10 protein-coding genes and 1 pseudogene are annotated in these 12,426 nt (G+C 68.1%); 4 read left to right on the top strand and 7 right to left on the bottom strand.

Annotated features, from left to right (window positions below; translation table 11 throughout):
- Window positions 1–53: 53 nt before the first annotated feature.
- The 5 genes and pseudogenes from QHF89_RS50105 to QHF89_RS01950 form a co-directional block, all read right to left on the bottom strand.
- Window positions 54–656, bottom strand: a pseudogene (locus QHF89_RS50105) (AAA family ATPase); the annotation flags it as partial.
- A 40-nt stretch (window positions 657–696) separates the two neighbouring features.
- Window positions 697–1,455, bottom strand: a complete 759-nt coding sequence (locus QHF89_RS01965; RefSeq protein WP_284719919.1) for a hypothetical protein — start codon at window positions 1,453–1,455, stop codon at window positions 697–699.
- Entirely contained in the window at window positions 1,452–4,199 is a 2,748-nt protein-coding gene (locus QHF89_RS01960; RefSeq protein ID WP_284719918.1) for an OmpA family protein, read from the bottom strand. Before QHF89_RS01960 ends, QHF89_RS01965 begins: the two co-directional genes overlap by 4 nt.
- A gap of 4 nt (window positions 4,200–4,203) precedes the next feature.
- Window positions 4,204–4,605 (bottom strand): hypothetical protein, encoded by a 402-nt coding sequence (locus tag QHF89_RS01955; protein WP_136965365.1) that lies wholly within the window; start codon window positions 4,603–4,605, stop codon window positions 4,204–4,206.
- A gap of 20 nt (window positions 4,606–4,625) precedes the next feature.
- Window positions 4,626–6,248: a hypothetical protein gene (locus tag QHF89_RS01950; protein ID WP_136965364.1), complete on the bottom strand. Its 1,623-nt coding sequence runs from the start codon at window positions 6,246–6,248 to the stop codon at window positions 4,626–4,628.
- A 214-nt stretch (window positions 6,249–6,462) separates the two neighbouring features.
- Between QHF89_RS01950 and QHF89_RS01945 the strand changes: the two genes are divergently transcribed.
- The 4 genes from QHF89_RS01945 (at window position 6,463) to QHF89_RS01930 (ending at window position 10,717) form a co-directional block, all read left to right on the top strand.
- The gene (locus tag QHF89_RS01945; RefSeq protein WP_284719917.1) at window positions 6,463–7,668 is read left to right on the top strand and encodes a choice-of-anchor L domain-containing protein; all 1,206 of its coding nucleotides are present in this window, start codon (window positions 6,463–6,465) and stop codon (window positions 7,666–7,668) included.
- Between the two features lie 61 nt (window positions 7,669–7,729).
- Window positions 7,730–8,788 (top strand): beta-keto acid cleavage family enzyme, encoded by a 1,059-nt coding sequence (locus QHF89_RS01940; RefSeq protein ID WP_136965362.1) that lies wholly within the window; start codon window positions 7,730–7,732, stop codon window positions 8,786–8,788.
- A gap of 23 nt (window positions 8,789–8,811) precedes the next feature.
- Entirely contained in the window at window positions 8,812–9,792 is a 981-nt protein-coding gene (locus QHF89_RS01935) for a quinone oxidoreductase family protein (protein WP_136965361.1), read from the top strand.
- A 19-nt stretch (window positions 9,793–9,811) separates the two neighbouring features.
- A complete protein-coding gene (locus QHF89_RS01930) occupies window positions 9,812–10,717 on the top strand; it encodes a TauD/TfdA dioxygenase family protein (RefSeq protein WP_136965360.1) in 906 nt (301 codons plus the stop codon).
- Between the two features lie 12 nt (window positions 10,718–10,729).
- On the opposite strand, the gene QHF89_RS01925 is transcribed toward QHF89_RS01930, so the two are convergent.
- Together QHF89_RS01925 and QHF89_RS01920 are read right to left on the bottom strand one after the other, a co-directional pair.
- On the bottom strand, window positions 10,730–11,356 hold the full coding sequence (locus tag QHF89_RS01925; RefSeq protein ID WP_284719916.1) for a Uma2 family endonuclease: 627 nt from the start codon (window positions 11,354–11,356) through the stop codon (window positions 10,730–10,732).
- A gap of 108 nt (window positions 11,357–11,464) precedes the next feature.
- The gene (locus tag QHF89_RS01920; protein ID WP_136965359.1) at window positions 11,465–12,172 is read right to left on the bottom strand and encodes a hypothetical protein; all 708 of its coding nucleotides are present in this window, start codon (window positions 12,170–12,172) and stop codon (window positions 11,465–11,467) included.
- Window positions 12,173–12,426 lie beyond the last annotated feature (254 nt).

Below are 12,426 nucleotides of genomic sequence, written 5' to 3'. Positions count from 1 at the left end.
GTGGATTCGAGCAGCGGCCGGGACGACCCGCCGACGTGGCGGCGCAGCACGAGACCGAGCTGATTCGGATCGGCGAACCCGCGCGGGACGAACGACACGAACGCGATACGATCGACGAACGCGAGCAGGGTCTCCCGCGAGCTCTCCAGCACGTCGGCGATGTACCGGTTCGTCGTCATCAATGCGCACTCGATGCGCCCCCGCTTCACCTGCCCGCCTTGCTTCACCTCCCGCTCGTGCAGCACGTTCAGCGCCGAGCGGAGCAACATGTCGCGGCCGTCGAAGATCTCGTCGAGAAACGCGTGCACGGCGCCGAGCATCCCCTCGTCGGTGAAATGCTCGGTGCGCCCCGTCTCCATCAGCGTCTTGAAATCGATGGGGCCGATGAGGTCGGTCTGGACCGTGCTCTCGCCGATCTGCCGCGCGTACAGGCTCGGCGCGCCCGTCTCCTCGTCGAGGATTCGCCCGAACACCGCCGAGGCAAGCTGGCTCTTCGCCGTCCCCGGCGGGCCGGTGACGAGCAGGTGTTCGCGCGAGAGCAGCGCGAGCGCGAGCTGGAGGAGCACGTCGTCGCGCTCGAGGAAAATGTGATGGAGCTCGTCGAAGAAGGCGCGGAAGCGATTGGAAGCGGCTTCGAGGCGGATCGGATCGACCATCGCGGCCGAGGGTAGCGGCTCGCGGGGGCCGAGGTAAAGGCTAGAGGACGTGAAAGTGAAGCTCGATCGGCAGCCCCACGTGCACCGCCGAGGCCCCGAGGCTCTTGCTCGCGCTCTCGACGCGCTCGGTCTGGAACAGGCTGTAGAGCGCGATGCCGGTCCGCACCGAGAGGTTCGGCGAGACCTGATACCCGAACATTCCATACATCGACATCGCGACGCCGACCGTGCTCGAAGCCTCGTCGACCTTGCGCCCGTCGGGCAGCCGAAGCTTGCGGTCGTTCGACCCGAAATAGGGACCGATCCCGAGGCCTGGCAAAAACGCGAGCCGCCGCGTCACGGGCAGGATGTAATGGCCCGTGAACTCGAGCAGCGCCGCGACCGAGGTCGCATTGCTGCCGTCCTCGCGCGTGAGGTTGTTGCCGAGCAGGCCAAACGAGGCGGAGACGAGCACCCGCTCGTACACCGTCAATCCCACCGTGGGCGTCAGCCGGAAGAAGAGCGTCGTATTGCTCTGCTCCTGGGCGAGGAGCGTATCGTTCGAGATGCCCGTGTAGCTGAACGCGCTCCGGCCCCCAAAACTCCATTTCCACGGCGCCGTGGAGATCTCGGGCTCGGGCGAAGGGATCGGCTGGGCGGCGGGGAGCGACGCCGCGGGCGGGGGCGGCGGCGTCTGCCCGCGCTTCATCGCCTCGTAATCGGCGAAAGGATCCGGCTGCGCCGCGGCCGTGAGCGAAACGGCGGCGCAGGCCGCGCCGGCGAGCGCACTTCCGGTGAGCCGCTTCATCCTTTTCGTCATTTGATGCCCTCGACGAGCTCCATGTGGATCTCGATCCGTCGATTGTCCTCGCGGCCCTGCGGCGTGTTGTTGTTCGCGATCGGGCTCTCGGCCCCGCGCCCCTCGGCGATCAAAGAATCCGCGGACACGCCGCGCTGGATGAGCGCGTCCCGCACGGCCGCGGCGCGGTCGGCCGAGAGCTTCTTGTTCGTCGCGGCGGCGCCCCAGCCATCCGTGAACCCGAGGAGCGACACCCGCTTGTACACCGCCTTGTTTTCGATCAGCACCTTGGCGAGCTCGTCGAGGGAGACCTCGCTCGCGGGCGTGAGCGTCGTTCCCTTCGAGAACTTCACGGGCGGATTCAATCGGAGCTGCGCGCCGAAGCGCGCCACCCGCGTCACGCCGGCGGGCAGGAGGAACTCCGGCTGCTTGGCGATCGTGTCCTTGAAGATCTTGTCCGCCTTGTCGGCGAGATCTTTCACGACCTCGTAACGTTTGTCGACGTACGCCGCTTGCGCGGAGATCATGTATTCGGTCGCGCGGATCCACGCCTCGCCGTCGATCGCGCGGCAATTGCGGGTCTCGCAGATCTTCTTCGTGATGTTCGCCTCGCGGAGCGAGCTGTCCGCCGCCTCCCGCAAAGCTTCGAGCTTCTCGGCGGCGATCTTCGGATCGGACGCGTCCTTCCTTGGCTTCTGCAGCGCGGCCGAGAATTGCTCCTTGGCCTTGCCCGAAAGCTCGATCGCATACCCGAAGCGCCTGTCGACGTAGGCCTGGCGCGCCGAGGCGAGCAGCTCCTTCGCATTCGCGTACCCCGCGAGGTCACGCTCGCCGCACGCCTCTTTCTCGCAGACCTGCTGCCCCACGCTCGCCTCCCGGATGAGCGTGTCGGCCTTCCTCGTGCGCTCTTCGAGCTCCTCGGGGCTGCCCCGATCCGCCGTCACCTCCGCGAGCGGTTCGAGAATCGCGGACGCGTCGTCGGCGAGGCGCATCGCATCGGCGTGACGTTTCGCCTGCCAGGCTGCGCGCGATTGCGCGAGGAGCGCATCCGCCTCCTCCAGGCGCTTTTTTGCGTCCGGCGACCGGAGCCTCGCCCGGTCCCGCAGCGAGAGCGCCCGGAACACCCGCTCATAGGCCGGTCGCCAGGACGCATCGACCGGCCCTTGCTTCTGCTGCTGCATCTGCACGAGCGCTTGCTCCATTTGCTGCAAGCGGGCCGCGAGGAATTGCTCTTCGCGCGCTGCCGACCTTTCGTCGACGATTCGCACCGTCGTCCCCGGCGGCGCCGGGGGCACGGGCGGCGGCGTCTGGACGACATACACGGGGGCCTGCGGCTGCGTGGGCTGCGGCGGCTGCGGCTGCGTGGGTTGTGTCGCGCTCGGGGGGCGCGCAGCGGGTGCGGGCGCGGGGTTCGACGCGGCCGGCGCCGCGGGCTTCGCCGCGACCTTCGCGGGCTCCGGCGCCTTCACCTTGGAGAGCACGGCGAGCGCACGAGTGGCGAAATCCTCCGCCTCCTCGTACGACCTCCGCCCGAGCCAGGCATCCGCATTCGAGAGCAGCAAATTCCCTTGCAACACGCCCGGATCGTTCGGGTTCACGGTCTGCGCCCGCGCGCTCTCGACCTGCGCCTTCTGCATCGCCACGACGGCCTTCTTGCGGGCCGTCTCCTCCGCGTCCTCCGCGCGCTTTTGGCCCGCCTGCGTCCCTGCGGCCGGCATCGGCACCGCGACCAGCCCGGGTTTGTCACAAGCGCGGAGCCGCTCGTCGGCGCGCAGCGCATATTCGTACGCGTGCTCGTAATCGGCGGCCTGGAACCGCTTCTGCGCCAGCAAGAGCATCGCGTCCATCTCGCGGAACGGCCCCGGGCATCGCTGATCCTTCAGCTCGCCGAGCGCCTCCGCGCGCCGCAACTCCAGCGACACGAGCGTCCTGTCCGCGAGCGCCTCGATCGACGGCGCATCCGCGCGCGCCCCACCCGCCCGCGGACGCGGCGCTGCGGCGCGCGGCGCCTCGACATTCGCTGGGCCCACGGGCGGCGGATTCGTCTCCTCCGCTCGCCTTGGCTCCCCGGGCTTTTCGCCGCCGGGCGCCGCCGCCTCCTTGTCCTTTTCCGTCACGCTGCCGATCGCCGACACGAACGAAGCCGCCGCGGACTGGCCCGCATTCGCCGCCTCCGCGTACGATTTCACCTCGAACGCGTCGAGGGCGACCTCCAGCAAGGCCTGCCCTTGCTGGAAATAAACCCCTGCCGAGCCCCCGGTCGCGCCTTTTTCGAGCGCCGCCAGTTGCTTCTCGTGCGCCCGGTCGATCGCCCGCATCGCCCGGGCCGCCTCGGGTGAGCTCTTGCTTTGCTCTTCGAGGTTTTTGAGCCGCGCCTCCAGCTCGACCTTCCGCCGCTCCTCCTCGCTCGCACCCGCGGCCTTGTCGACGACCCGCAAAAGCCGCTCCGCCTCGTCGCGCTCGGCCAGGTTCTTCGCCGACGTGAAGAGCTGGATGGCCTGGTACGCGTAAAGCGTCGCATGCTCGGAATCGCCGAGGTTGTGGGCCGCCTTCGCCCGACGCAACAAATCACGCGCCTCCGCCACGAGCTCGGGCCGGGCAATCTTGATATCCCCGACATCCTTGCGCGCGAGCAGCCGATCTGCCTCGGCGAGCGGGACCGGCGGCGGCGCCGACGCGCACGCCGCGACGAAAAGCGCGGGCGCGAACCGCGCCGCGAGGAGGAGGGCACCCGGGAGCTGCAAACGAAAGCGTGATCGTCTCATGCCATCACTCCGAGGTTTCATCGGTCGTCGGCGCGAGCGCCTGCTCCCTGCGCTTCGCCAGCTTTTCCTCCGCCCGGCGCCGCGCGTAATGCGTCTGGATCATCGAGAGTTGCCCCTCGGCGGTCGTGAGGTAGAGGTCGGCCCGCTCGTCGACCTTCCCGTCCTTGGCCTCGGCCTCCGCCGTGACGATCCAGGTCTCGGTCCGCTGCAAATCGAGCCGCACCTCGTTCGCGAGCGGATCGGCCTTCGTCTTCTCGAAGGCCCCCCGGATGCGGAGGATCCGCTCGTTCACTTCGAGCGCCGTGGCCGGATAAGGCCCGTAATTGCGCCCGCAGCCCGCGACCAGAGAGACGCCGAGGAGCGCGGCCAGGATGAATCCTCGGGAGCGACGAACGAGCGATGGCATGGGCGTCGCGAGGCCTCCGGTCAAAAGATGGCCGCCTGGAGCCGCAGGCGGAACGTGTGGGCGAACTGGTTCGGCACGACCGCGGCGGCGTCGCGCCGGAGGACGGCCGTATACACCACGGAGGCGAACCGCGAGAGGCGCAGGCTCGCAATGTTGTCCCATCGATAGATGGGCCGGTACGTCGCGCCGAGGAACCCGCTGAACTGATCCGAGTCCACGAACAGGTCGAGGCGGCTCTTCACGGAGAGCACCTTGAAGAGCGTGAACCCGACGAGCCCCGACGCCTCCGCGCCGTAATCGAAGGCGTCCGGCAGCGTGATCAGATCGAGGTTCGCGCCCGAGCGCCCCTGCACGTAACGCCCGCCGCCATAAAACGATTGCCGCATCGCGGCCCCGGCGCGGATGCCCAGCGTGATGCCCAGGAAATCGACACGTGTCCCGAACCCCGCGCCCTCCTGGAGGAACAGGGGAAACCCCCCGGCGAACGTCTCGAGCTCGTCGCCGGCGAAATAATCCCCCTGCTTCACCACCTTCCCCTGCGCGTCGCGTGTCGTCGCGCGGTAGGGCTGCTCGTCCCGATAGGTGGTGTTGAAAAGCGTCGTATACCCCATGGCGTGGGCGTAGGGGCCGAGGATGCCGACGACACGATAGTTGTAGAGCAGCTCCGCGTTCACCTCGTCGACGACCTTGCGGAGCGGAAACGCCTGCTCGACGGGCGAGGTCAAGGAGAGGACCATCTCGTCGATGCCAACATTGAGCTGCGCGAGGTGGCGGCCGGAGTCGTAAGCGCCCTCGAAGCTCGTGAACCCGCCCGCCATGAAGACGTCGCCGTTGTACGTCGAGAACTGGTTCATCCGCTGCGCGAACGACACGTCTCCGCCGACGACCCATTGCACGCGCCACGGGCTCGGCTCGTACTCGGCCTCGGGGCGACCGAACTCCGTGCGTACGATCTTGCCATCCTCGACGACGACGCGGTATTCGATGAGCTCGCCGCCGCCGACCTGCATCGCGATCGAATTCACGGTCGCGTTCGGGTTCGTGCCGAGCGCGAGGATGTACCTGCCCGGCGGCAGGATGAGCGCTTCCGGCTTCGCCGCCTTGTCGACCGAGGTCGAAACGGGGCCATACACGCGGGCCCCGTCCGCGGACGCGACGACGAACTTGTCCTCGATCGGCGCCTTTCGATCGTCGACGAGGCTCACGCGGAGCACGCCGAAGTTCTGCGCCGCGGTGACGGTCATTCCCTTGACCACCGTCACCTCGCTCGAAGCCCGGAGCGCCTCGGGCCCGGAGCCCACGAGCACGCGGTACTGGCCCGGCGGCACGGGGATCCGCTCGCCGATGTATCCCCGCGCGACGGTCTCCCCGTCGTATTGCACGAGCACGCTCGCGCCGGGCAGCCTCCCCGCGGGGCTCGGCACGAATACGGCGCCGTACCCGGTGGGCAGGGGCGTGATATCCATGTCGAGCTGATCCTGAACGGACATTCCGGAGGTGCGCTTCGGCGCCGCGGCCGGCGTCGTCTGGGCGAGGGCGGGCGCGGCGAAGAGGAGCCCGGCGAGCGAGAGGGCCACGAAGCGCGCGCCCGTGAGGGGATGGAAGGCGCGGCCGTTTCGCGGAAATGGAGGGAGCTGGTTCACGGCGTGGCCATTTCTCCTGGCGGCGTGTGCGTGGGCGCTCGGAAGCGGTCTTTGCGCATCGTACGATCGAAGCTTCGGAAATGTCCAGGAACGGATCGGATCGGCCCCGAACGCATCACGCAACGGTAGCGAAAAATTCCTGCTCCGATTCCAGCACCACGGCGGTTATCGCAGCATCGGATGGCGGCGATCGATGATGATCCGGAGTACATGCATGAGACCTGTCCTCGTTCTATCTGCTGCGATGTCCGTCGTGGTCTACGGTTCGAGCGCCGCTGCCCAGCTTGCCATCCAGACGACCCACGATCCCGACGCCCTCGCGACGGCGCTCCTGAGCAGCACAAGCGCGATCACCATCACGTCCGTCGTCTATAACGGCGCGGCCGCTGCGGCGGGGACCTACACGGAGGGTCCGCAAGGCATTGCGAACGGCGCCCTCTTCACGACGGGCAGCGCAGAGTCCGCGCTTCCCCCGAGCGACGGCCCGAGCACGAGCACGAACAACAACCTTGGCGGCGATCCGCTCTGCAACACGCTGATCCCGGGCTTCACGAGCTTCGACGCGACCAAGCTCACGATCACGTTCGACCTCGCGGCGAACTTCGACGGCATTTCGTTCCAATCGATCTTCGGCTCCGAGGAGTACCCGGAGTTCGTCGGATCGAACTTCAACGATGTGTATGGCGTGTATCTCAACGGCACGCAGATCGCCTTCGACGCCAGCGGTGACCCCATCACGATCAACGGCCCGTTCTTCTCGTCGGGGGCCGTCATCATCGAGCCTGCGACCGGGACCGAATACGACGGCTCGACGGAGCTCCTGACGACCCAAGCCCCGCTCGCCGGCGGCTCCACAGGCAACGTGCTCGAGATCGTCATCTGCGACGCGGGTGATCAGATCCTCGACAGCGGCGTCTTCATCGCCGGCCTGAACGGCTGCGTCGGGGACAACTGCACCGGCACGTTGCCCTGTGACCTCATCGACAACGACGGGGACGGCGCGAACTCGTGCGTCGATTGCGACGACGCGAACCCTGCCGTACATCCGGGCGCCGCGGAGACATGCAATGAGGTCGACGACGATTGCGACGGCGAGGTCGACGAGGGTGACGTGTGCTGTCCGGACCCCGACGCCGACGGCGTATGCGGCGCCGCGGACCAATGCCCCGACACCGTCTTGCCCGAATCGGTCCCGACGGTGAAGCTCGGGGTCAACCGGTGGGCCGATACGGACGGCGACGGCGTGTTCGACACGACGTCACCGAGCGGCGTCGGCCCCGGGAGGTCGTACTCGATCGTGGACACGGGCGGCTGTAGCTGCGCGCAGATCATCGAGGCGCTCAGCCTCGGCGAGGGACACAAGAAATTCGGCTGTAGCATCAGCGCGATGGATACGTGGGTGGCCCTGGTGCACGACTGACGGGCGACGTGAGGGGATCGCCGCGCTTGCGCTCGAAACGGCCGGGAACCACGAAGGTCCCATGGACTTTCTCGACGACTCTCTGTTCCCGGAGACCCAGGACAAGCTCGTCATCACGGTCGCGCCGTACGGGCCGGAGTGGGAGCCGGCCGATTTCCCGCAAGACATCGCGGTGACGATGGAAGAGCAGATCCAGAAAGCCGTGGATTGCTACAACGCCGGCGCCACGGTGCTGCACGTGCACGCGCGCGAGGCGGACGGCAAGGGTTCCAAGCGCCTGTCCCGGTTCAACGAGCTGCTCGCGGGGCTGCGCGACGTGGTGCCCGACATGATTCTGCAGGTCGGCGGCTCGATCTCCTTTTCCCCGGAGAGCGAAGGGGAGAAGGCGAAATGGCTGAGCGACGACACGCGCCACATGCTGGCCGAGCTCTCGCCGAAGCCCGACCAGGTCACGATCGCGATCAACACGAGCCAGATGAACATCGTCGAGCTGATGACCGAGGACGACTATGCCGGCAGCTCGTTCGCGCGGCCCGACGTGTACAGCGCCTACCGCGAAATGACCGTGCCGGCCGGCCCGGCCTGGGTCGAGGAGCACCTCCGGCGGCTCTCGGCCGCCGGCATCCAGACCCATTTTCAGCTCGCCAGCGTCCCCCAGCTCGAAACGGTGGAGCGCCTGATCCGCCACGGCGCGTATGCGGGGCCGCTCAACCTCACCTGGGTCGCCATCGGCGGCGGATTCGACGGGCCGAACCCGTGCAACATGATGGAGTTCATCCGCCGCGTGCCGAACGGCGCCTGCCTGACGCTGGAGAGCGTCATGCGGAACGTGCTCCCCATCAATACGATGGCCATCGCGATGGGGCTGCACACCCGCTGCGGCATCGAGGACACGCTCTGGGGGCGCAAGGGGCAACGGAGGACCTCCGTGCAGCAAATCGAGCAGCTCGTCCGCATCGCGCGCGAGCTCGGCCGCGACGTGGCGGACGGCAAGGAGGCCCGCCGCATTTACAAGATCGGCACGTTTTACAAGGACGCCGACGAAACCCTATCGAAGCTCGGGTATACGCCCAATCGCGAGGCGGGCGAGCGCGGGGTCCCGCGGCGCAGGGCGGCCTAGCGTAGGCGAAGGGGGGCATTTTCATGGCACACGCGGTCCGATTTCACGAGACCGGCGGACCGGACGTCCTGCGCTGGGAGGAGGTCGCCGTCGGCAGCCCGGGTCCGGGCGAGGCCCGGGTCCGGCACGTCGCCGTCGGGCTCAACTTTGCCGACACCTATTTTCGCACGGGGCTTTATCCTGTACCGCTCCCGAGCGGCATTGGCGTGGAGGCCGCCGGCGTGGTGGAGGCGGTCGGGGAAGGCGTCACGAACGTCGCGCCGGGCGACCGCGTGACGTACACCGGCTTTCGGGACACGCTCGGCGCCTACAGCACCGAGCGGACGCTGCCAGCGGCGCCGCTGATTCGATTGCCCGAGGGCATTGCCTACGAGACCGCCGCGGCCATGACCATGCGGGGCCTGACGGCGGCCTACCTGATGCGCCGCATCTGGCCCTTGAAGGCCGGCGACGTCCTCCTGCTCCACGCGGCGGCGGGCGGCGTGGGCCTGATCGTGTCGCAATGGGCGAAACTCCTCGGCCTCACGGTGATCGGCACGGTGTCGACCGAGGCGAAGGCGGAGATCGCCCGCGCGCACGGCTGCGACCACATCGTCCATTACGGCCGCGAGGACGTGGCCCGGCGGGTGCGCGATTTGACGGGCGGAGCAGGCGTCTCGGTCGTGTACGACAGCGTCGGTAAGGACACGTTCACGAGCTCGCTCGATTCCCTGAAGCGGCGCGGGTTGCTCGTCTGTGTGGGCACGAGTTCGGGCCCGGTCCCGCCGCTCGACGTGGCGAAGCTCGCGGTCAAAGGGTCCGTCTTCGTCACACGCCCGGCGCTCGCCGATTACATCGCCGATCCCGCGGAGAAGGCGGAGCTTGCCGGAGAGCTGTTCGGCCACGTCGCCGCGGGGCGCATCCGGATCGAAATCCATCAACGCTACCGGCTGGAGGACGCGGCGCAGGCGCACCGTGATCTCGAAGCACGCAAGACGACCGGTTCGTCGATCTTCGTCGTCTAGACACCCAGGAGACGCCGCCATGACGAGCGCAGCACGAAGCCGTTCGACGATTCCCCGCCATGCGATACACGGCTCCCTCCAGGTCTCGCCATTGACCTGCACGATTGGCGCCGAACTCGAACACGTGAGCCTGGCCGACGCTGCGCGTGACGACGGGCTCTTTGCGGAGATCCGGGCGCTGCTCTTGAAACACCGCGTGCTGTTCCTGCGCGATCAGGACATCACGCGCGCCGACCACGTCGCCTTCGCGAAGCGCTTCGGCGCGCTCGAAGACCACCCCGTCGCCACCAGCGATCCCGACCATCCGGGGCTGGTCCGCATTTACAAGGACCTGAACAGCCCGCCCGAGCACTACGAGAACGCCTATCACTGCGACACGACGTTTCGCGAAGCGCCGCCGATGGGCTGCGTCCTGCGCTGCGTCGAGACGCCGGCCGTCGGCGGTGACACGATCTGGGTCAACATGGTCGAGGCCTATCGCCGCCTGCCCGAGCCCATCCAGCGGCAAATCGCCAGTCTGCGCGCCAGGCACAGCATCGAGGCGACCTTCGGCGCGGCCATGCCCATGGAGAAACGCCAAGCGCTCGCGGCTCGTTACCCCGACGCGGAGCACCCGGTGGTGCGCACCCACCCGGAGACCGGCGAAAAGGTCTTGTTCGTCAATGCGTTCACCACGCACTTCGTCAACTTCCACACGCCGGACAACGTGCGCTTCGGCCAGGACTTCGCGCCCGGCGCGAGCCATCTGCTGAGTTATCTCATCAGCCAGGCGCAGATCCCCGAGTATCAGGTGCGGTTTCGGTGGAAGAAGAACAGCGTGGCGATCTGGGACAATCGCTGCACGCAGCATTATGCGGTGCAAGATTATTGGCCGGCGGTGCGGAGGATGGAGCGGGCGACGATCGTGGGTGATCGGCCGCGGTGAAGGGGATCTGGGTCAGGTTTTCTCCGGCGCCTCGACCTCGCCCTCGGCCCGCACCTCGGCGACCTCGGCCCAGAGGGCGTCGAGGTCGATCACGAGCCCGGCGCATCCCGGAACCGAATCAATCCGCCCGTCGGTCGACGTGACCTTGTGGATGTACTCGCTCTCCGGTCCGAGTTCGAGGATCTCGAACGATTGAAGCGCAGGATCGACGATCCAGTACCATTTCACGCCGAACGCAGCGTACTCCTTCAATTTCTCCACGCGGTCGCGCCGGGCATCCCGGGGCGTCGCCGAGACGACCTCGACGGCGATGCTCGGAGGCACGCGGATCGGCCCCTCCGCAGGCGGGCGGCGTGATCCGGCGAGGTACACCGTGAGGTCCGGCATGCGCCCCCGCGTGGCCGACACCGCGAACTTCCCCGCGGACCCGGCGACGCGCGCTCCATGCGCGAGCGCCCAGGACCGAAGCAGGTGTGCGAGCCAAACGACGACGACCTCGTGGACGTACCCGGCCATCTCTTCCTCGACGAGCGCGCCATCGACGAGCTCCCCCGGCTCGTCCTCGGGGAGCGCGGCCCACTCCTCGATCGTCATGCGCCGGGGGGACGCACGGTCGGCGTCGTGCGCGACGAAGCTCATGGGGGAAAGTTTACCGAACCTGGATGGGTGTGTCGAGGCGAGGGGGACGCAGACGGGGAGGAGGGCGCGCGACTGTACGAGACGGGTCGCGCGCCTCTCCGATGGAGATCAGGCGTTGGCGGGCGGGAGCGGATGCGAGGGGATCGGTTCTTCCGCGTCGTCCTCGCTGGTGGTCGAGGCGTCGGCCTCGTCGACGGGCGGGAAGAGGACGTCCTGAAGGGCGCGGTCGCGCGGGAATGCGGTGCGGACCTGGCCCATGACCCGGTCGACGGCGTCGTGGTGCGCGTCGCGGAGCGCGAGCTCGGCCTTGAAGACGTCATCGTACGCGGCGAGGGCGGCGACGTGCGTGGCGACGGCCGCCTCGAAGCTCGCGAGCGCGTCCTGGAGCTTCGGGAGCCACACGGCGCGATACGCGGCGATGCCGGCGACCTGCGATTTCGCCAGGCGCTCGACGAGGTCCTTCAGCGGCTTGACCTGGCGTTTTCCGACGGGCTTGAGGATCGGGTTGCAACCTTTCGGAAAGACGCTCGCGCAGATCCGCGCGCGCCTGCCGCCATCCTCGATCTCGGCGGCGCGGAGCGCGGAGCGAACGACGCGCTCGACGCTGAATTCGGCGAAGCGGAGCGCGGCGCGGGTCCTGAGGACCGGAATGCGGAGGACGAGGCGGCTCTCGTACCGGGCCGCGAGCGCATCATTGATCGTGCTGAGATCCGAGGCCGCCGAGGCCGTCTCGGGGAACAACGCGAGGCCCTCGCCAAGCTCGATGCCATACTCGATACGGACATCCGACGCGGCATTGCTGCGATAACTACGCATGATGACTTCCCTGGGCCCAAGGCCCGGTCTGGTTGGTTCCGACAATCCTGCCGAGCGCATCGCGCCGGCGGGTGCACGTTGAACGGAGATGGGGCGTTTTCATTGGGGCAAAAAAGAGCGCAGGAATTCGACGCCGGAGGTGCGCGCGGGGGTCACCACGTGGCAATGGGGACGCGTGACCGTTGCGCGCGGGGGTCGCCGCGCGGCGAGGGGCCCTGGAGAACGTGACGCGAGGGGGTCGCCGCGCGGCGAGG

Source organism: Polyangium sorediatum (assembly GCF_029946465.1).
Taxonomy (GTDB): Bacteria; Myxococcota_A; Polyangia; order Polyangiales; family Polyangiaceae; genus Polyangium; species Polyangium fumosum.
The sequence above is the reverse complement of the archived record's forward strand: the minus strand, read 5'-3'. Positions and strand labels throughout refer to the sequence as shown.

Coding starts and splice junctions, on each gene's coding strand:
- QHF89_RS01965 (WP_284719919.1), bottom strand. CDS start 1,455: ATGACGAAAAGGATGAAGCGGCTCACCGGAAGTGCGCTCGCCGGCGCG.
- QHF89_RS01960 (WP_284719918.1), bottom strand. CDS start 4,199: ATGAGACGATCACGCTTTCGTTTGCAGCTCCCGGGTGCCCTCCTCCTC.
- QHF89_RS01955 (WP_136965365.1), bottom strand. CDS start 4,605: ATGCCATCGCTCGTTCGTCGCTCCCGAGGATTCATCCTGGCCGCGCTC.
- QHF89_RS01945 (WP_284719917.1), top strand. CDS start 6,463: ATGAGACCTGTCCTCGTTCTATCTGCTGCGATGTCCGTCGTGGTCTAC.
- QHF89_RS01940 (WP_136965362.1), top strand. CDS start 7,730: ATGGACTTTCTCGACGACTCTCTGTTCCCGGAGACCCAGGACAAGCTC.
- QHF89_RS01935 (WP_136965361.1), top strand. CDS start 8,812: ATGGCACACGCGGTCCGATTTCACGAGACCGGCGGACCGGACGTCCTG.
- QHF89_RS01930 (WP_136965360.1), top strand. CDS start 9,812: ATGACGAGCGCAGCACGAAGCCGTTCGACGATTCCCCGCCATGCGATA.
- QHF89_RS01925 (WP_284719916.1), bottom strand. CDS start 11,356: ATGAGCTTCGTCGCGCACGACGCCGACCGTGCGTCCCCCCGGCGCATG.
- QHF89_RS01920 (WP_136965359.1), bottom strand. CDS start 12,172: ATGCGTAGTTATCGCAGCAATGCCGCGTCGGATGTCCGTATCGAGTAT.